Genomic DNA, 20,528 nt, shown 5'->3' with positions numbered 1-20,528 from the left:
AGCGACTGACAGTCTGTTATTTATAACCCGCTTTATCCATCATTTGAATGGCTTGGGTTTGTAGCTCACCAAACTTCTGTACGCTGATACTATCTTGTTTAAACGGACCCCAAGATCTGAGTAGCTCTGACTCATCGATACCTACTTTTACAGGATACTCTTTATCAGAACTGGCATAAAGACCTTGCGCCTCATCAGAAGATAACCACTCCATCAATTTAAGCGCACCATCTGGATTGTCTGAGTTAGCGATAACCCCAGCGCCAGAGATGTTGACATGAGTACCAGTCGTACCTTGGTTCGCCCAAAATATTTTTACAGGGAAATTTGGTTTTTCATCAAGCAGGCGACCATAGTAATAGCTGTTAGCAATACCCACTTCACACTGACCAGCGGCAATTGCCTCTAACATACTGGTATCATCACTAAAGACGTCCGTTGCTAAGTTAGCTACCCAACCACGAATAATTTCTTCTGTTTTTTCTTCGCCTAGATTTTCCATCATGCTTGCAACCAATGATTGGTTATAAACAGCTTTTGATGAACGCAGACAAAGTTTGCCTTTCCATTTTGGATCGGCCAAATCTGCATAAGTAGATAGTTGGTCAGCACTAACTTTGCTTGGATCATAAAAAATTGTACGCGCGCGCAAAGACAGACCTGTCCACTGACCTTTTGGGTCACGGTATTTAGCAGGAACATTGGTTTCTAAGATAGTAGAAGACACAGGTTGTAGTAAGCCCTGCTCTGCTGCTTGCCATAAGTTACCCGCGTCAACGGTTAATAACATATCCGCAGGCGTGTTTTTACCTTCCGCTTGCAGGCGCGCCATCAATGGGCCGGTTTTATCGGTGACCAGCTCAATTTTAACGCCTGTTTTTTCGGTATATTTATCCAATAACGGTTTAATCAACTGCTCATTACGTGATGAGTAAATAGTAACCGTTTGCCCACCAGCGGCCGTTGCGTCATCATTTTTCGCCCCTTCTTGCTCAGTGCCAGATTGTTCAGCAGTGGTTGTAGTGTCAGCATCTACATTTTCTTCTGGCGTCGATGAGTTACTACAGCCCGCAAGACCCAACATCATGCCAAATACAGCAATGGGTAAAGTAAGCTTAGTAGAAGATAGATTTGCACTGATAGCAGTTAATGACATGGCATTCCCCATAATGGTGCTACGGATAAGTGAGATAAGACGACATTAAAATCATTAGAAAATGATTAAACAGCGGGATTAATAAAACCTTAATATCTAAGACACATTATACTAATAGAAATGAGATTAATTATCAATACATTTATCTGGCCCTGCTGTGCCGATAAACTGGTCTAATTTTAATAGGATATCAATGATTTATGTATCTGCCTGAGCTTAATCTCGACCTTCTAGCAGCCATTGTCCCAAAATAACATTGACCGCCGCTTCGGTACGTAAGATGCGCGGCCCGATATTAACTGGCGTACATCCTTGCTCAGCAAGCAACTCAATCTCATAATCAATCCAGCCGCCTTCTGCACCGATAAATACCATACTTGGTAAGACCGATTCATGAGCTGCCTTAGGTTTTGCCAGTAGTTGCTGGACATATTGCGCAAATGACAGCGCGCTATAAGGATGAGCAACGATAGCGCGATTGGTCATTAAGCTTGCAAGCTCATCTTCGACAAAGGGTTTAAAGCGTTTTTGTAGGCTAATGCGCGGCGCAATTGTGTCCACGCCTTGTTGCAGACCTTCTAACACAAACTCGTCAAGGCGAGCCAGCATTGGACTTTGCCAATAGCTTTTTTGCGTACGGTAGCTATTGATAAGAATAATATCGTTAACGCCAAGCGCCGTCATATCCATGATTAGGCGGCGTAACACTTTTGGTCGTGGTAATGCCAGTACCACCATAAGATTGAGCTTCGGTGGCGGATTGATGGTCAGCTGTATATGACTTAGCTGAATACTGTCAGGCGTAATATCTTTGATGATAGCGCTGCCAAGCTTGCCACCCAATTGGCCAATTTTTAACGCATCGCCTACTTTGGCAGTTAGTACTTTATTCACATGGGTAATTTGCGTTAAATCATTGATGTAGGCAGAGCCATTTTGAAAGCTGGTCTCTGGTAGTAATATACAGTTCATAGCGTCACTTATATCCGCTCTTGATTCACGTCTGGATTCAGTTCTGGGTTGAAAGGTGGTTTTGCGTATTGCTGAATCACATCTTCAATCATCGATAACTGCCGATGTAAGACCGCTTGCTGCTGCTCAGTCATTTCTGCACCCGCTTGCCCTGCTTGCTTTGCCAATTCCACATGACTGAGCCAAAACTGTAGCTGCTGATAAAGCAAACTGTCATCATCGCTAGATGGCGAATTGCTCGCAATTTTCTGCTGCTGAGATAGCTGCTCATCAGTACCAATAGCGCTATAGAACGCATTGTTTGGTTGATATAACGCCCCGACGCTAGCGAGCTTATCAACCACGCTTTGGCAAGATTGGGTATAACTGCCCATCAATACCGGCGTCGCCACACTTGCCGGCTCAACGGGATTATGCCCGCCAATATCGACCAATGAGCCACCCACCAATGCCACATCTGCAAGCGCATACCATTTCATCAACTCACCCATACTATCAGCGAGATAAACTTGGGTATTTGGACTGATTGCATCCTCATCACTACGACGCGTCATCGTTAAGCCTGACTTTTCAATCAGTTCTGCCACTTCATCGAAGCGCTCAGGATGCCTTGGAACGATAATTAACAACGTATCCGCTAATAGAGGATGAGAGATGATTTGCTGCTGCCATGATAATACTGTCTTTTCTTCACCGCTATGGGTACTTGCTGCTACCCAAATCGGGCGACCTGTGACGCCTAAATCTAAATCCAAGTCTGCGCCATCATTTGCTATTTCAGCTTCTTTGGCACCATTATCATCATTCAGCTTCGGGGTATTAATCACCCATTTTAGCGAGCCTGCCACGCGGATTTGCGCACTATGAGCGCCCAATTGCCGAAAGCGTTTTGCCGATTCATTATCCTGCGCAATAATCAAACTTAGGTTTTTCATCATACTGGCACTGACCGCGCCAATTTTTTGATAACTTTTAAAAGAAGCAGCCGACAGCCGACCATTGACCAAAATACTTGGGATATGATGCTCGGACAACTTGGTCAAGATATTCGCCCAAAGCTCCGTTTCTACAAACATTGCCGCAACCGGTTGCACATGTGCTAAAAATTTTTCAATCACCGCAGGACTATCAACAGGAACATAGCTATGACTCAGACGACCTTGAGCAATATCATCGGCAAAGCGACTGGCACCGCGCGCAAACCCCGTCTGCGTGGTATTGGTCAACCATATCTGATAGCCTTTTGCTAATAGCGCATCAAGCAAGGGCGCGACGGTATTGGTCTCACCCAAAGATACGGCATGGCACCAAATGACTTTTTTGCCATTGCTATCTTTATAATTGCCATTTTCGTTGGCATTCGCATTAGATTTAATATTTGTATCAGGCACGGGCGGCGCAGGATAGCGCTTACCAAAACGCTGCTCGACTTCTTGCTGATAATTATCACGCTTATGCGAGCGACGCCATACTTGCATACGATATAGCGGTTTTAGCAAACCAATCGTCACCTGATAGTAAACAGGTGGCTTATAAACGGCTCGGCTTGGCTGAGTCGACTTATCAAAAGACGGTAAGGAATTATCAGAAGATGGCATGAAGAAGCCCAGATTAGTAATGGATCGGACGATAGGAGGTGACGTTATAAAATGACAATAAAAAATGCCAATAAAAAACGCGCCAATTCTACCTGAATTTAATGCTAAACAATAGTTTTAAAGCACTCGCTATTAGAAACAAAAATTTAAAAACCAGAATTTGACATAAACAGCTAGACAATAATGAATATTAATATAGCAATAACAATGATTACCGCAAACAATAGCTGATAACGTTTGAGGCTATGCTGCTCTTGTTTTTGTGTGCTGATTAACGTTTGTGCTTGCTGCCACTGGCTCATCAAACTGGCCGCTTCTGGATGACCATTTTTGGCCGCTTGCTCAAGCCAGTATTTTCCATTAGTCATATCTTGCGGCACGCCAAATCCTTGATAGTACAGCTTACTTAATAGACGCTGGGCACGGCTGTCATCTTTGCTCGCCGCTTGCTTCACCCATTCAACCCCTGCTTCCATACCAGCCACTTTATCAGCATTTACCTCTTCACCAAGTAGCTCATACATCGCCAAACGTAGCATCGCAGCGCTATTACCCGCATGAGCAGCATCTTGCAATTTTGCTAGGGCTTGCTGCTTTGCTGCCAAATGCTGCTGTGAAAAGGCAACTTGCGCGCGCGGTTTATCTTGCTTAGCAATATGCTGCTCAAATTGATCTAAAACTTTACGAGCTTGCTCGTATTCTGTCTTGCCAGCGATTTGTGGTACTTCTATTTCATCAAGCTCTATGAGCAATTGGCTAAAAAGCTCTGGGGTTGGCGCGGGTTTTATTGTTGGTTTTATCTCTATTTCTTTTAACGCTGCTTGTGAAGATGCTACTGACGCAGTTTCTAATGGAGCAGTTGATGAAGCAGTTTTTGCTAATAGAGTATCTGTTTGGACAATTTCAGGTGTTGTTTGAAGCTCATTATAAGAAGTATGGTTAACAGCGTCAGTATTTGTCTGAATACTTTGGCGGCTATGTTGAGGTACTATTGTTTCAGTTACTTCTTTAGTAGCATGCTCGGTAGCTATAGGTAATGCATGATGGCTATCAATGGCGTTTGGCAGTCTTGCACTCACTGCTTGGTATAGGCCGCTTGCCACTTGACTACCTTGCACCGATTGAAACGGCCGATCAATATGACCAAACAGCCGCAGCCCTATCGGCTCTAAGGCAAAAAATAGTGAGTCAGTCGCATTAGGCTTATCAGTATCCTCAACATCATTACGATAAACCACCGCCATATGCTGATAAAAATCATCGGTCAGCAGCGGCAGAGCCGGATAACGCTTACGTAGCTCAAACTCACCGAACCAATGCGGCGTATACTGCCATTGCTGTGCCAATACGCGCCCTGCATAAAACGCTAAAAACACCATAAAATTACGATAGCGCTCATCTGTTAATAGCGTTGCCTCATTCCACGTGCCAAACTTCATCATGTCGCGGCGTATCTGCGACAGCAAAGTATCTACGCGCTGTAAACTTGCCAGCGATTCATTGAGTCTGCAGTGATGCAATTCAGCTTCATAAGCCATGCCGCCGGCGACGGGACGGCCAGCTAAGAAATCTTGCCAATAGCCTGCTGCAATATAATCAAGGGGCGTTAAGGGCGATGCAGACATAAGGCAAGCCTATCCTTTAAAAATTGAGTGCTTTTAAAAACTAAGATTTCAAAAAACAATCATATAAGTAATTGTATAAGTGAGGTGATAATAAAAATAAGTAGTTTACCTTAACTTAAAAGCGAAAGCGCTACAATAAAGGACTAAATAAGCGCACCACATTATCAAATAAGCGCTCTGCCCCGTGGCGCTCTTGCCACTCTTCTAAGCCTAAAAAATGACAGCTTTGTAAGTAGACTTCTTGACAGTCAGCAACTTGCGCGACCATTTCTGGCGTATAAATCGCTAAGCTAACTTCCATATTTAAATAAAAGCTGCGCATATCGATATTTACCGTGCCAAACAGACAATAATCATCGTCAATAACCACCGTTTTAGCATGCAGCAGCCCGCCTTTAAATAAAGCGATGGTCACCCCTGCTTCGAGTAATTCTTGATAATACGCTTGGGAAGCATGCTGCACCAAAAACGAATCCACTTTTTCGGGCACAATAATCGTCACCTCGACCCCGCGTTTGGCGGCGGTAGTCAGCGCCCCTGATAAAGCTTCATCGGGGACAAAATACGGCGTGGTAATACGAATACGTTTATTGGCACGATGAATCACCGTCACCAACGTATTATAAATCACATGTGCCGTTACTTGCGGCGCCGAAGGTATCAGCTGCGCTAGCACATCTTCTACCACTGGCATGCGCGGTATCAAAATCGATGTCGAGCCAATCTCTGGCGGCTCATCAGAATCAACAAGCTCGTCTAAAACTTTGACGCGGCTGTTGATATCGTTAATGGTCGGGTGCATGACATAAAGCTTACGGGTATAGGTATTCACGCGGTGATTGAGTGCGTCTAGGTTGTCTTTATTTTCCGCCCCGATATCGGTGACCACTACTTTGGCCATCGCTGTGGCAATATTCATCGGCTCTTGACTGAAACTACGTATCGCTACATCAATCCATTGTCCAACATTTTTATTTTGTTTAAAAAACTTCGGGTCAACCAAGTTAAAGCTACCGATATAGCCTATATGTTCGTCAATGACGATAATCTTGCGATGATTACGCAAATCGGAGCGCTTAAACAAAGTTTTAAATAATCCCACCGGTAGCGACTGGTGTACAAAAACCCCAGCCTCTTCTAACATCCGATGCTGTTTGCTATTAAAAAAGCTAAAACTCCCTACACTGTCTGCCAAAATATGACACTCTACACCGCGCTGCGCCGCTGCCATTAGCGCTTCCATGACATCGAGTATCTGACCTTTTGGATAAATAATATAAAACTCCATCAGGATAATGCGCTGGGCGGCATTAATGTCTTCAATCAAGCGCCCAAAGATAGCACTCGGCGTGGTCAACAACTGCATTTGATGGTCAGGAAATACCCCAAACCCTGTCCAACGCGTGCCTATTTTACTGACACCGCGGTAATTATCAGGCAGCAGCTCTTGTCCTTCATCAAATACCAGCTGCTCACGCTTAGCCATATCATTCATCAGTAGCCGCGCCTGATTCATACGCTCACGATAACGCCGCCCAATCATTGGCTCACCTAGGAGTATATAAGCGATAAAGCCAACCAAAGGCAAAGTATAAAGCACGGCAACCCAAGCAATCGACACCCCGATATTGCGCTGCACCGAGACAATACGCAGCGTCATGACTATCATGAGAATCACGTGCAATATCAGACCCAATCCAGCAAAGTCGCCTACCGACCATGTGGTAAAGTAGTCTTCAATAGAAAGCGCTTCTATATTAAAATTATCTATGCTCGCCTCCATGACCGTATATCACTCAAACTATTTACCTATTTATTAACCAGCTGGCTTATTAAGTAGACGCCTTTTAAGTAAACGCCTTGTTAACGAGATGCCAAAAGCATTATCAGTATAGTAGCTTTTAGCAAGCACGCAATAGCTAACTGTATCGTCTGACAATCACTTTATTTATGCCTTCATTTGACCGTTAATAAAGGTTAACAACCACAATTTTAAAAATACTTGAAATAATATTTGACAGCCATGTGTAAATGTATATAATACACACCCACAGAGCGAGGCTTTAGTTAGTTCTCTTCTGTTGAGAGTTATTCAAAGGGTGACAACTTTGAATGTTAAAACTTTCAGGAAATCCTATTTAAAGGATTTCAGTAATATCTAGTTTGGATGCGTAGTTTCCTAGAATTTACGAAAATGTAAATTCTCTTGCGCTCGGACGAAGCAGTGCTTCGTTTTATCCTCGCTCAGGGTGATTAGCTCAGTTGGTAGAGCGTCTGCCTTACACGCAGAATGTCGGCGGTTCGAATCCGTCATCACCCACCACTATTTAGTATAGTGTTACTCTTAAGTAGTAAGCTAAGTGGCTAAATAAACTAAAACGACCTCAGCAGCGGTAGTTCAGTTGGTTAGAATACCGGCCTGTCACGCCGGGGGTCGCGGGTTCGAGTCCCGTCCGCTGCGCCATATTTAAAACGAATTTAAGCTTTCGAGTTTAAGCAAGTTTCGCCTCAAACATTAGGTTGTTTGAGGTTTTTTTGTGTCTATATAATAATATAAGTGATTAATCTGCAATACTCCTCACTTTATCCAAAGTTACCAACCGCACTTTAACTACTATTGCTTTACCCAACTCCTTATCCAAAAGTGACTTGTCGCTGTTCTACGCCCACTTGCTAATTTTTAGCTTAGGTATTTTTTACCGCATATGCACCTACATTTATCAAAACCCCGTACGGAACAGCGTACCGACCACAACGAATGCCACTGAAAGTAGCGTCACCAAGATAATATTAACGGCAAATCCATTCAAATTGTTGGCTGATAAGCGTGGTATTACCCTAAAACGTGCGTGCATAGCGACGACAGCCGTCAGCAATAATAATATCAGCTTGATACCAATCAATACGCTAATGTCATTATCAAAAGCAAACCATGCGCTCACATCGGGTAGCATTCTATATGCCATCCACAATCCAGTAATAATTTGAATAGCCAAAGCTGGCATACCAATTTTTTCAAACTGCCCCTCAAATTGTAACAATGCCTCTAAATTACGTGAAGTTAGTACTTTAGGCAGCACCACTAATGCTAGTATTAAATGACCACCTGTCCATATTGCTGCGCCAAGTAGGTGCAGAATTAATAGATAGTTGAACATACCGTATCACTCCAAATAATTAACCAATCATGATTTCTTGAAACAATAAGGTTTTAATTATGAAACGCGCCAATCAATTACAGCCATTATCCCGCCAACACCATCTTGGACTTAACTTGTCGCGCCATGCGAAAGAATGCGCTGATGAATCCGAAGAGATTGCCAAACACTGGCACAATCTCACCTCCTATATTAACGATATGCAATATCATTTCCAAATTGAAGATAACTTAATCGCTCATGCCTTAGAGCCATATCGTACCACTCATCCTGATGTTGCCTCGGTACTCGACACCCTTGACGGACAACATAAGCAATTATATAAAATAATAAATGAAGTTGAAGCGTCACAAAAATCTGGGAATAAAGACATCACACTCGCGCAGGTTAAAGCGCTTGGCACTTTATTATACGACCATATTCGATTTGAAGAACGCGAGCTATATCCTGCGATAGAAAAATACCTGACAGAAGCAGAGTTAGATGCTGTTTATGAAGCCAGTCCAGATAGCATTAAGCGCGGTGATGAGAGTCGCTAATCGATTTATATGAGAGTTAATCCAAGACCAGTTAAATAAAATATTGATTAAACAAAAAGCCCGCAAAGAAACGAGCCATATTTTGGTATTCGTTTCATTTGCAGGCTTTTTTAGCGGCTTGATAGGTTGTACGGACTTATGGTTAAAGCAGTATTTTTAAGACACCAACCTTTAACACTAGACTCTAAGGCATCAATTTAAAGAAATGCTGACGATAGTGTTTTAGCTCACGAATAGAGTCGCGAATATCGTCTAACGCTAAATGACTGCCGCCTTTTTCAAAATTTCTTAAAATATCAGGACGCCAGCGGAAGCAAAGCTCTTTAATTGATGACACATCAAGGTTGCGATAATGGAAAAAGCGCTCAAGCTCGGGCATTTGGCGCGCCATAAAGCGACGATCTTGGCAGATTGAGTTGCCGCACATCGGCGATTTACCACTATCAACCCATTTATTTAAAAACTTAATGGTTTCCGCCTCCGCTTCTGCCAATGTCACCGTACTACGACGCACACGGTCGACCAATCCTGATTGACCATGCTGCTTAGTATTCCAGTCATCCATTTTATTTAATACTTGATCTGATACTTTAATGGCAAACACCGGTCCTTCAGCAAGGACGTTTAAATCCTCATCTGTAACCACGGTCGCAATCTCGATAATCTCATCGTTTACGGTATCAAGCCCGGTCATTTCTAGGTCAATCCATACCAACCCTTTTTTACCTTGGTTTTTGATTTTAATTTTATTGGGATGGTCGTCGGTACTCATAAAATATCCTATGGTCAATAAATTTTGGAACAACTTGCGAGCAATGTTAACCAAATAAATCATCTATAAATGGTCATGCTCAAATAATATGTGTTTGCGCTTGCTCAATGATAATGTCTAAAAAAACTAAAACATTACAAAACCACTATCGGCTAGCGGCGCTTTAGGCTGTATGTTAGCAAATTTTCACGCTACACTTAGCAATATTTTTTAATAGGTTCAAAACCCATGGCATTAATTCGGCAACGCAAACTGACTAAACAGCAGATTCGTCGCATCGACAAACAGCAGCTGGACAGTCAAGATAGCATCGATGACAGTTTGATGGATGGCGTGGTCATGGCGCATTATGGTAAGCAGTTAGAAGTACAGGTGACCAGCTTGCCGGCAGTAATTCCCGTGCAGCCGGAGATTGCGCCCGATGATCCTGAGCCGTTTTGGCAGGAATTAACGTTAGGCGATATCTGGCGCTGTCATGTACGTACCAACTTACCGATGCTAGCCGCTGGCGACCAAGTGCGCTGGAATGCTGATCCTAATACTGGCTTTGGACGTATCGAGTCGGTCAAACCCCGTACCTCACTCGTCTCGCGTCCTGATCGCTACCATAAGCTTAAACCTGTTGCCGCCAATGTCGATATTTTAGCGATTGTATTTGCGCCGTTGCCTGCTGCTGCGCCGACTCTCATTGACCGCTATTTGGTCGTTTGTCATCATGCTGGTGTCAAGCCGCTCTTGGTGCTCAATAAATCCGACCTGCTGGCGCAAGAAAACGGCGTCGATACCAATGAGCTACTGGCACAGTATGCGGCACTTGGTTATGAGAGCGTCCTCACCTCGGTCGCTTGTCCTGAAAATATTGCTGATAGCGATGAGCAAGAAGGGCTAGATGAGTTAAAGCGTTACATCGATAAAAAGCTGGTTATTTTTGCCGGTCAGTCTGGTGTCGGTAAAAGCAGTTTAATTAATGCCCTACTACCTGAATCGGCACAGAGCGTAAATATTATCTCTGAAAACTCGAAACTTGGTCAGCATACCACCACGACCAGTCGCTTATTGCCATTTAACCCAGACGACTTAACCCAAGGTGGCATTGTCGATACCCCCGGTATTCGCGAGTACGGCATTTGGCATTTGACCCCTGATGACATCATTTCAGGTTTCGTTGAGCTTGCACCGCTGGCAGGTGATTGCCAATTCCGCGATTGTCGCCATACTCACAACAGCAAAGGCTGCGCCTTATGGCAAGCGGTTGCTGATGGCGTGGTATTGCAGCGCCGTGTTGAAAACCTTGTTACCTTAAGAGAAGAGGCAGATACTAAACCTTATTAATCAGAGCCTTATTAATGCTTGCTTTATTAATCAGTGACTTATTAGCCCTTACCTTATTAATCACTGCCATAGTAAACGTTGCTCATCACACGTTTACTATGGCTAGTCTAATCGGTATAATAGCGCCTTGTTCATATCGTTAGGCTGTCTTCTCAGCTTAACCGAACACTTATTTTTTTGGAGGTATGGTTTGGATCGTGCGCTGGAATTTGTGGGCAACCACCCGTTTTTATTTGGTATATTAGCCGTACTTGCCGTGCTATTTTTTGCTATTGAAAACAAACGTAGTGGCAGAAAAATATCGCCCAATACCTTGGGTATGATGGTTAACTCGCAAAATGCGCAGCTGATCGATATTCGTGCCAAAAAGAAATTTGAAACCGGCTATATCCAAGGCAGCCGCAACATACCATTCACTGAGCTTAAAGACCGCATTGAGGAAATTCGTGCGATTGAGCAACCAGTGATTATCATTTGTGATATGGGCGTGCAAGCAGGCGCGGCGATTCAGATGATTGGTAAAGACAGTGTCTATCGCCTAGAAGGTGGTATCGGCGGCTGGCAAGGCGCTGGCATGCCGTTGGTTGGTGTAAAAGATGCTAAGCCAAAGAATAAAGGCAAGGCCAAGCCAAGTTTGCATAAATAAGACAGTAGATTCAGCGTTGGTTTATGCAGGACTAAGTAAGTATAAGCAAAATGTAGCTTTGGAAATATATAGCGCTAATCTAAAAGACACCTTTAAAAGAGGTGTCTTTTTTTATGTGGCAGTTATGCTACCGTCAGCGCTTTTCAGCCAATAATGCTTGAATTTAGCAGTGCCATCCCCACTTTATACTGAGCAGCATCGAATAGATTTGCAATTTACATATTGGTAACGGATTATGCTAATTTCTACGCTATGATTTTTTATATCACTATTTATCATATTACTTATAATAAAACTGTTGCCGCATAAATTTATAAACAAGGATTAACCATGACTGTATCTGTGAAAGTTTACACCACCCCTATCTGCCCATACTGCTCAAACGCCAAGCAATTGCTAAAAACCAAAGGCGTTGATTATGAAGAGATTGGCATGCATGATATAAGCCGTGAAGAGCGCCAAGCATTGATGCAAAAAACCAATAACTATCGCACGGTGCCACAGATTTTTATTGGCGATACCTTTGTCGGTGGTTTTGATGAGCTTAACCAAATGAACCAACAAGGCAAACTTGACGAGCTATTGGCAGGTTAATTTGCTATCTTGTTTTGCGGTCTGTTTTTATCGAGGTAAAAATAGACGGCGGCAAGGGTAAAGCACCTTGCTAAAAACTATATTGCTGAAAAACATCGAGATAAAATCTCAAAACTCTATCTCGATTTATATTACAATGATATTTTATGACAATGACCATCTGCCCATTATTTGATTAACTTTTAGAGGAATTACCATGGCTGAAGAACAAGCACAACCACAATTGGCACTAGAACGCATTTATGTAAAAGACATGTCACTTGAAGTCCCAGGCGCGGGCGTATTCACCAAAGAGTGGAACCCTGAGCTTGATATCAATCTATCTAGCAATGCGGAAAAATTGGATGACGACCATTACCAAGTGGTATTGACGGTCAGTGTAAACGCTAAAAACGCTGAAGAAGCGGCATTTATCGCCGAAGTTCATCAAGCGGGTATCTTCTTATTAAAAGATATTCCAGAAGACCAAATCGGTCAAATTCTAGGCGCTTACTGCCCGAACGTGTTGTTCCCGTATGCTCGTGAAGTCATCAGTGACATCGTTACACGTGGTAGCTTCCCGCAGTTATTGCTTGCGCCAGTGAACTTTGACCAAGCTTACGCACAAAGCCAACAGCAAGCACAAGTTGATGCGCAAGGTAACGCGTAACACTTAGCATCATAAAGCGTTAGCTAAGCTACATTAAACTAATAGTAGCGAAAAGCCGTTTACTTCTCTAAGTAAGCGGCTTTTTTTATGGACGTTTTTTAGCGTTTATTTTAACCATAAAAAAACCCTGCTGCTTGTGATTACAAGTAGCAGGGTTTTGAATATGACTGTTAATCAACAAGTCCTATCAGCAATTCTAAAAAAGCATTAGCCTTTTAGCGCAGATAAAATTTGCTGTTTAACATCATCAATGCCTTGGGTGCCATCAAATTTGTCATATTTAGGGGCATCGCCACCTTCTTTGGCTTTATCTTGATAGAAACCAACCAAGGTTGACGTCTGCTCATGATAAGTCGCTAGACGGTCACGAATGGTAGATTCTTTGTCGTCTTCACGCTGAATCAACGGCTCGCCCGTCACATCGTCAATACCATCGACCTTAGGTGGATTGTGGTCGATATGATAAACGCGGCCAGAACCTGCATGCTGACGACGACCTGATAAACGCTTAACGATTTCATCATCAGGCACGCTGATTTCAATCACATGGTCAATCGTCACGTTGGCATCTGCAAGCGCTTGGGCTTGTGGAATGGTACGCGGGAAACCATCTAAAATGCAGCCGTTGACACAGTCAGGCTTAGCGATGCGTTCTTGCACGAGGTTAATGATAAGATCATCAGAAACCAAACCACCAGCGTTCATTACGTCTTTGGCTTGTTTGCCAAGCTCGCTGCCTTCTTTGATTGCGGCACGTAGCATATCGCCCGTTGAGATTTGCGGGATATCATATTCTTTAGAAATGAACTGGGCTTGGGTGCCTTTACCGGCGCCTGGTGGACCTAGCAAAATAATACGCATCATTATACGACTCTCCTTAAAAGATAGGATTTTGGGACTAATAAAACTTAGGGATTGGTGGGTTGCAGAGCTTACCTTACCTTGTGGCCTTCAAAAGCTCAAGTATTTTTAGTCTTGATGCGGCAAGTTACGATGACTTATCTGTTCATAGGATAAGATTGCGCGCCATCAGAAGCCCGATAGCGCGCAATTATTAACCACTTATATCTTGATATTTAGTCATTAAGGAATCTGCTGATTAATAGCCACATTGACCTGATTTTGGTCGGCGCTAATCACCACAGGATTACCAGATAAGTCGCCTGACTCAGCAGTAGCAGTACCGCTATGGCTGATACGCGCAATGACGGCAAGCTGAACTTTATCGCTTCGAGCAGAAGCCAGCGTATGCTCTGGCATCATCGCATCTAAGTCGCTTAGGCTAATATTTGCCTCACCCTGCTTAATTACGCTAATAGGTAAACGCTTGGCGGCAAATGGCGGCCCACCTTTGACATCACGGATAGCAACAAACAGCACATCATCCGCTTTGACCAATGGCAACAGACTGTCACTAATAGAGACGGTCACGTCAATGCCTTCAGAAGCTTGCTGCTGCTGCATGCTTACATTCGCACTCAACTCATCAAGACTTGCCAGCGCTTGGCTATGGTCGCCCGGTTTGGCGGCAATACTGGCGCGTAAACGCTTAATCCAGCCTTGTGCTTGCTCAAAGTTATTACCGCGTGCCTCGCCCATTGCCATTAGCATTTGAGCGCCTTCATGCTGCGGGTTTTTCGCCAGTACGTCTTGTAAGACGCGGCGACTATTAGCATCTAATTGCCCTTTATTGGCAAAAAAGCTGATTTGCGCATAAGTCGTGGCAATCTCTTCGTTGTCTGGTGACAAACGATAAGCGCGCGACAATGCTTCAAGTGCTGAATCGGTGGCTTCTAATGATAAGAATAGTTCAGACAGACGCATCCAGCGATCAGGGTCATCAGCATGACGATAAACGTTGGTCTGCATGGCACTAATCAGTTGCGTACCGTCTTCAATCGCCCAAGCGGGCGGCTGATCGATTTTACCGGTCAATAAGTCATCTGCTACTTGCGCGACTTTATCTTCCGCTGCCCACAATTCAAACACCGGCGTGCGGTCGCTGATTAAAAAGTACGCTAGTCCCGCTAATGCTGGCACCCATACCATGATAATTAGACGGCTTTTGATACCGGGCGCGACCATCGGCGTTACGGTACGCTGCGCATCCAATAATTGACGCTCAAGCTCCAGCTTTTGATTTTGGTAATGCACCTCATCGATAGTGCCACCGTCTTTATCCGTTTGCAGCTCTGCTAGGCGCTCACGGAATACCGCAATATTGATATCTAGCAGCTGATTGTCAACCGGCTTGTCTCGTAAGCGTGATGCTCGTAACCATGGCATGATAACGATGACCGCCAGTAACAGCGCAATCAGTAAGCTTAGGGCAATAAATAAGCCAAAAGTAGAAAATAGGGTCATTTTTTGTCCTCTGTACTGGTGATGTCATGCTCGTTATTGTCATTGCTATGTTTATTGCTACGCGATAACAGACGATCAAGTTCCGCCTTTTCTGCCGCTGATAACGCCGCAACGCTATCTACGGTGACGCCGCTTTGACCACGCGCAACGCGCTGGCTGCGTTTGCTTTGCCAAAACCAGCCAATCACCAACACAATCAATAGTAATGGCGGAAAAAACCATAGTATCCATGTCGACGGACGCACGGGCGGCTTATAAGTAATAAAATCGCCATAACGCTCTTGCATATAAGCACGTATCTCGGTATCACTACGACCTTCTTTAATCAAATCATAGGTTTTTTGCTTTAAATCTTGCGCAATCGGCGCATCAGAACCCGCGAGATTTTGGTTTTGGCATTTTGGGCAGCGCAGCTCTTCGATAAGACCGCGATACTGAGCTTCTTGTTGTACGGAGTCGAAGTCATAAACTTCAATCGCTGCATGCGCACTAAAACTAATGCCAAAACTGAGCAGACAAGCAAGCAGTAAGCCTGCTAGTTTTATTGTGAGGTTTTTTAAATGCATTACTTGTGGAGGAATAGCTTTTGAGCGCATTGCTTGTACGTGTCTAGCTTTTAAGTAGAGAGCCGTCATTTGCACATCTCCTTAACCTGAGTAGCGTCTGGGCTAACATTGTTCTTATCAGCTTCGTTGAGCAGCATCAAGCAAGGCGTGATACGGCTTTGCCAATTGCTCTCATTAATTTCACCAACGATATGCTGACGAATAATACCTTCACCATCAACCACAAAGGTTTCAGGCGCGCCAGTCAGCCCTAAGTCTAGGGCAAATTGACCGGACAAATCCTGAATAGACATCGAAAAAGGATCGCCGCCGCGATTTAGATATCCTAGGGCATTACCGATATCATCTTTATAGTTCACCCCAACCAAATTGACACCACGTTCTTCTAATTGCATCAAAAAAGGATGCTCAATAATACAAGTTGGGCACCAAGAGCCCCAAATGTTCATCAAAAACGGCTGATCCGGCAGATTGTCGTTGGTCATGATACGACTGGTATCTGACAATAATGGCAGCTCAAACGTCGGCACTGGACGCTCAAGCGCAGTGTTGGTGACGATATCCGTTGGCTGACCCAAGCGCATATATAGCATGACCACAAAACCAGCAAAGACAATCAGCGGAATCAAAAACCATATTTTCATCTGGCTTTTTTTCATGGTTTTAGGTGGTCTATTATTAACAGCACCTTTATTGTCAGGCGTTTTTTGGGAAGAATTATCTGATGGACTCATCTTATTTCTCCCCTATTTCAGCTTCAGTGATAAAGCCGGCTTTATTTGCCGCAATTTGAGCGGATGTTTTAGTTTTTTTAATACGATAGCGGCTATCGAGCATACTTAATAAACCACCTAATGCCATGATAATCGCGCCAAGCCATATCCAGCGAATGAGTGGCTTAACATAAATACGTACCGCCCACTTATTGCTGTCTTCAGCGATAGGCTCGCCGAGTGCCACATAGACGTCACGCATGAGGCTAGCATCAATCGCCGCCTCGGTCATTGGCATCATACTAATCACATAGGTACGTTTTTCAGGATACAAGGTCGTCACTTTTTGACCGTCTTTGGTCACCTCGACCTGCGCTTGCATACCATCAAAGTTACTGCCTCTGACCTCATGGAAGTCTTTAACTTCAAAGTCATAGCCTTGCACATGCACGGTATCATTTTCGCCCAGTGCCACATCACGCTCGATACTCAAGGTACTGGTAAAGGCAACACCGATGACGGCTATGATTACCCCAATATGCGCGGTCTGTTGACCCCAATAGCTCAAACGTAATTGACCTAAACCTTTAAAGAAACTCGGGGCATTTTTGGTTTTGTCTTTAAAGTCGACGACCATCCAAAATAAGACCCAAAAGCTCACCGCTAGCGTCACGCCAATATTAAGCATGTCGGACGGGCTGACGAAATAAGCAATAATCGCCGCCAATACCAGACTGCTGACCGCAATGACCATGCCTGCGCCCAATAGCGGACGACTGTCTTTCTTCCAACGGATATTGGAACCCATGCCCATCGCTATTAGCAGCAACCAAGTTAATGGCACAAATAGCGCATTAAAATATGGAGGGCCTACAGAAACCTGACCCAAATTAAAAGAGTCAGCGATAATAGGATAAAGCGTCCCAAGTAATACCACTAAGGTTGCAATGAGGATAATAACGTTATTAATCACTAAAAATGATTCACGCGATACCAGCTGGTACTGACTTTCAACCGTCAAACGCCAACCGCGAATGGCAAACATCAGCAGTCCACCGCCAACGATAATGCCCAAAATCACTAAAATGACCAGACCACGCGTTGGGTCGGCAGCAAACGAATGCACCGAGGTAATGACCCCTGAACGTACAAGGAAAGTACCCAAGAGACTTAAGGCAAAAGCAAAGATGGCCAGCATAATGGTCCATGCTTTAAAGACACCGCGCTTCTCAGTCACTGCCAACGAATGCAGCAAGGCTAAACCGGCAAGCCAAGGCATCAGTGAAGCGTTTTCTACCGGATCCCAGAACCACCAACCGCCCCAGCCAAGCTCGTAATAAGCCCACCAAGAGCCAAGTGCGATACCAATGGTCAAAAAGCCCCAAGCAGCCAGCGCCCATGGACGCGACCAACGAGTCCAGACCGCATCCAAGCGCCCTTCCCATAATGCCGCCATACAAAAGGCAAACGGCACAACCATACCCACATAGCCCATATAAAGCATCGGTGGATGGATAATCAAACCGAAATCTTGGAGCACAGGGTTTAAATCCGCGCCATCGACCGGTAAGTTTGGCAAGGTGCGATCAAACGGTGATGAGGTGAAGATTAGCATCGCCAGCATCATCATCTGTACGCCCGCCAATATCACCAGTACGCGTGCGCGCATCGACAATGGCAAACCACGACTAAAGTACGATACCAAGGCACACCAAGTGGCCATGATGGTCATCCAAAGCAATAGCGAGCCTTCATGCCCGCCCCACGTCGCGGACAATTTATAATACCAAGGCAACAAGGTATTAGAATGCTGAGTGACGTAGACCAAGCTAAAGTCATTAAAATAAAAGCCTGCCATCAATGTGCCAAACGAGACAATCATGGCCGCAAACTGTGCCCATGCTAAGCTTGGTGCAAGACGCTGCCAAGCAACATGGTTATTCATGACGCCAATAGTTGGTAGTACCACCTGCAAAATCGCCAATACGAAAGCGGCCAGCAAGGCAAAATAACCCAATTCTGTGATTAACATACGGTCTAACCTTGTTTACCTTAATACGGTCATTGTTTATTTTAGGGATTGGTGTTGCGGGATATTCGAAAGTATCCCGTATTCGTTACTGTAGGTGTTTTCGGTTGCTATTATTATACGCTTATCGCCATCAGCCGTTGCAGCTTCGAGCGCTTACAGCATGGTACATTAGCGTCAACTTGTCACGTTTCTGTATCCACTCTGTATGCGATGTGTGTAAAGAACATAAAAAACCATCTATCACTGCATGGCAGGGAAAAACACCAAGACCAGATGCAGCCAACCTGCCAAAAAGCCTGTCAAGCCACCCAGTACAATCAGCGTCATCTCATCTTCACGGAAAGCGGGACGCAATAGGTTTTGAAACTCGTCGGGTGATAGCGCGCGAATACGGTCACGAAATAGCCCAAAAATTTTACTGGCGCGGCTTTCATTGAGCTCAGGGTCACGCAGTGGCACCATAGTCGCGACGATGGATTTGTCGATAATGGTATTTTTTAATTGCCCAAACTCACGGCGACCCAGTCCTACTCTTAATGTGGTACTGATAACTGGCGATTCTAACACCTTATACAGATGAGATTTCATCAGCTCACGCGTTTCTATGGCGCGGTCACCATACATCATCTCATTCATGATGTTCTCAAGTGTCACCAAATCTTTGACCACAATCTCAGCAAAAACCTCAGAGACTTCCTCTTGGCGCTTCATAAAGCCGCCTTGAAAGCGGTATTGAGCGATACGCGGTAGCTGCGGCTTAATAAATGGAAAGCGGCTTTGCAGCGCAAAAAACTTCACATAAGGAATAAAATGCGGCTCAACAGGATTAAAGACCATCCAAATCGCAATCCAGTTGGTCAGAAAACCCCAAATGGCGGCAAAAAACGGTACGGTCCAATGCTGCGGCACCACCAAAAATATAAACATTTGGATAATACCGAATATCAAGCCAATCAAAGCACTGATATGCCAAATAAAATCGATCTCTTTTTGCCCGACTTTGAGGAACATATTGACCATCAAGCGACGGTCGCTTTCCATTTTATTGACAATCATCTTACGCATATCGACCAAATCTTCGACATGATAGGTCAAATCTGTCACCAAGGATTGCATAATATTTGGCAACTCTTGATGCGCTTGGGCATAGACGCGGCGCTTTAATGCGTAAGGAAGATTGCCCCACAGCGCTGGCGAATGGTCAAGCATAATCTCATCAATCAAGACTTCAAGGTTTTCATCAACCGCATTGGTGATAAACACTGCCATCTGCGCAGGCTCCATCGCCTGAAAAAACTCATCGAGCGAACCGAGCTTTGAGAGCGTCTGATCAACGATAACGCCCGATATCTTGCCAGCCTTGCGCGGCACGATACCTTGCCAACCTAACCCCGGTAAGCCAAAAAACGGAAAGTTTGGAATCCGAATGCCCCAAAACTTAACCGGATAAAATAGCATCTTGAGTGCCATCCACACATGTATCCAAGTGACAAATGCGGTCACCGGTGGAATGGTCAGCATAGCAAAAAACTCGGGATGTTCCGCTATCGTCTGCCACAATGAATTTGCATCCATGACTCTAATTATCCTTGAGGTAATGATTGTCGTTGTTAACCAAATATCCTGAGCAGATTAAGAACGCTTAACAAAAAGCCGCTCTATCCCTAATAACCACATAGCTAAGAAATAACGCACTAACTGGCTAAAATAAATCGCCTGATTTTAGCATACTTGCTATTCATTAGCACATATCGACCCTCGGCAAGTTGTGACTAGCGATGACACGTTTTGCCCGCTACTCTCACTCCTAAA

General features: G+C 44.4%; 18 protein-coding genes and 2 tRNA genes. 7 read left to right on the top strand and 13 right to left on the bottom strand.

What is annotated here, in order from left to right; genetic code table 11:
• Positions 1 to 16: 16 nt before the first annotated feature.
• From QJS82_RS02585 to QJS82_RS02565, 5 genes are all read right to left on the bottom strand, one after another.
• Positions 17 to 1,156, bottom strand: a complete 1,140-nt coding sequence (locus tag QJS82_RS02585) for a Fe(3+) ABC transporter substrate-binding protein (protein WP_281491129.1) — start codon at positions 1,154 to 1,156, stop codon at positions 17 to 19.
• A gap of 216 nt (positions 1,157 to 1,372) precedes the next feature.
• Entirely contained in the window at positions 1,373 to 2,128 is a 756-nt protein-coding gene (locus QJS82_RS02580; RefSeq protein WP_281491128.1) for a 16S rRNA (uracil(1498)-N(3))-methyltransferase, read from the bottom strand.
• Between the two features lie 8 nt (positions 2,129 to 2,136).
• The gene (locus tag QJS82_RS02575) at positions 2,137 to 3,726 is read right to left on the bottom strand and encodes a 3-deoxy-D-manno-octulosonic acid transferase (protein ID WP_281491127.1); all 1,590 of its coding nucleotides are present in this window, start codon (positions 3,724 to 3,726) and stop codon (positions 2,137 to 2,139) included.
• A 173-nt stretch (positions 3,727 to 3,899) separates the two neighbouring features.
• A complete protein-coding gene (locus tag QJS82_RS02570) occupies positions 3,900 to 5,351 on the bottom strand; it encodes a tetratricopeptide repeat protein (RefSeq protein WP_281491126.1) in 1,452 nt (483 codons plus the stop codon).
• Positions 5,352 to 5,481: 130 nt separating this feature from the next.
• The gene (locus tag QJS82_RS02565) at positions 5,482 to 7,134 is read right to left on the bottom strand and encodes a cardiolipin synthase (protein WP_281491125.1); all 1,653 of its coding nucleotides are present in this window, start codon (positions 7,132 to 7,134) and stop codon (positions 5,482 to 5,484) included.
• Positions 7,135 to 7,598: 464 nt separating this feature from the next.
• Here QJS82_RS02565 and QJS82_RS02560 point away from each other — a divergent pair.
• A tRNA-Val gene (locus QJS82_RS02560) sits at positions 7,599 to 7,674 on the top strand.
• Between the two features lie 64 nt (positions 7,675 to 7,738).
• A tRNA-Asp gene (locus QJS82_RS02555) sits at positions 7,739 to 7,815 on the top strand.
• Positions 7,816 to 8,071: 256 nt separating this feature from the next.
• Here the strand turns inward: QJS82_RS02555 and QJS82_RS02550 are convergent.
• Positions 8,072 to 8,509 carry a CopD family protein gene (locus QJS82_RS02550; protein WP_281491124.1) on the bottom strand — a complete coding sequence of 146 codons (438 nt, stop codon included), beginning with the start codon at positions 8,507 to 8,509 and terminating at the stop codon, positions 8,072 to 8,074.
• 59 nt (positions 8,510 to 8,568) lie between these two features.
• Between QJS82_RS02550 and QJS82_RS02545 the strand changes: the two genes are divergently transcribed.
• Complete coding sequence (locus QJS82_RS02545; RefSeq protein WP_281491123.1) at positions 8,569 to 9,048, top strand: hemerythrin domain-containing protein; 480 nt, start codon at positions 8,569 to 8,571, stop codon at positions 9,046 to 9,048.
• 184 nt (positions 9,049 to 9,232) lie between these two features.
• Here the strand turns inward: QJS82_RS02545 and orn are convergent, their stop codons facing one another.
• Positions 9,233 to 9,820, bottom strand: coding sequence for an oligoribonuclease (orn, locus tag QJS82_RS02540; RefSeq protein WP_183620749.1), 588 nt, complete (start codon positions 9,818 to 9,820; stop codon positions 9,233 to 9,235).
• A gap of 228 nt (positions 9,821 to 10,048) precedes the next feature.
• Between orn and rsgA the strand changes: the two genes are divergently transcribed.
• From rsgA to secB, 4 genes are all read left to right on the top strand, one after another.
• The gene (gene rsgA / locus QJS82_RS02535; protein WP_281491122.1) at positions 10,049 to 11,152 is read left to right on the top strand and encodes a ribosome small subunit-dependent GTPase A; all 1,104 of its coding nucleotides are present in this window, start codon (positions 10,049 to 10,051) and stop codon (positions 11,150 to 11,152) included.
• 190 nt (positions 11,153 to 11,342) lie between these two features.
• Positions 11,343 to 11,798 (top strand): rhodanese-like domain-containing protein, encoded by a 456-nt coding sequence (locus QJS82_RS02530; protein ID WP_201565188.1) that lies wholly within the window; start codon positions 11,343 to 11,345, stop codon positions 11,796 to 11,798.
• 330 nt (positions 11,799 to 12,128) lie between these two features.
• On the top strand, positions 12,129 to 12,392 hold the full coding sequence (gene grxC / locus QJS82_RS02525; RefSeq protein ID WP_201619759.1) for a glutaredoxin 3: 264 nt from the start codon (positions 12,129 to 12,131) through the stop codon (positions 12,390 to 12,392).
• A gap of 196 nt (positions 12,393 to 12,588) precedes the next feature.
• Positions 12,589 to 13,041: a protein-export chaperone SecB gene (gene secB / locus QJS82_RS02520; protein ID WP_149488954.1), complete on the top strand. Its 453-nt coding sequence runs from the start codon at positions 12,589 to 12,591 to the stop codon at positions 13,039 to 13,041.
• A gap of 207 nt (positions 13,042 to 13,248) precedes the next feature.
• On the opposite strand, the gene adk is transcribed toward secB, so the two are convergent.
• From adk to QJS82_RS02490, 6 genes are all read right to left on the bottom strand, one after another.
• A complete protein-coding gene (adk, locus tag QJS82_RS02515) occupies positions 13,249 to 13,905 on the bottom strand; it encodes an adenylate kinase (protein WP_201565190.1) in 657 nt (218 codons plus the stop codon).
• 219 nt (positions 13,906 to 14,124) lie between these two features.
• Positions 14,125 to 15,405 (bottom strand): c-type cytochrome biogenesis protein CcmI, encoded by a 1,281-nt coding sequence (gene ccmI, locus QJS82_RS02510; RefSeq protein ID WP_281491121.1) that lies wholly within the window; start codon positions 15,403 to 15,405, stop codon positions 14,125 to 14,127.
• Positions 15,402 to 15,971 (bottom strand): cytochrome c-type biogenesis protein, encoded by a 570-nt coding sequence (locus tag QJS82_RS02505; RefSeq protein WP_372829761.1) that lies wholly within the window; start codon positions 15,969 to 15,971, stop codon positions 15,402 to 15,404. Before QJS82_RS02505 ends, ccmI begins: the two co-directional genes overlap by 4 nt.
• A gap of 65 nt (positions 15,972 to 16,036) precedes the next feature.
• On the bottom strand, positions 16,037 to 16,705 hold the full coding sequence (locus QJS82_RS02500; protein WP_281491120.1) for a DsbE family thiol:disulfide interchange protein: 669 nt from the start codon (positions 16,703 to 16,705) through the stop codon (positions 16,037 to 16,039).
• A gap of 1 nt (position 16,706) precedes the next feature.
• Positions 16,707 to 18,716, bottom strand: a complete 2,010-nt coding sequence (locus tag QJS82_RS02495; RefSeq protein WP_281491119.1) for a heme lyase CcmF/NrfE family subunit — start codon at positions 18,714 to 18,716, stop codon at positions 16,707 to 16,709.
• Positions 18,717 to 18,956: 240 nt separating this feature from the next.
• Entirely contained in the window at positions 18,957 to 20,291 is a 1,335-nt protein-coding gene (locus tag QJS82_RS02490; protein ID WP_201619755.1) for a DUF445 domain-containing protein, read from the bottom strand.
• Positions 20,292 to 20,528 lie beyond the last annotated feature (237 nt).

The organism is Psychrobacter maritimus, from assembly GCF_029953575.1.
Taxonomy (GTDB): Bacteria; Pseudomonadota; Gammaproteobacteria; order Pseudomonadales; family Moraxellaceae; genus Psychrobacter; species Psychrobacter maritimus.
The sequence above is the reverse complement of the archived record's forward strand: the minus strand, read 5'-3'. Positions and strand labels throughout refer to the sequence as shown.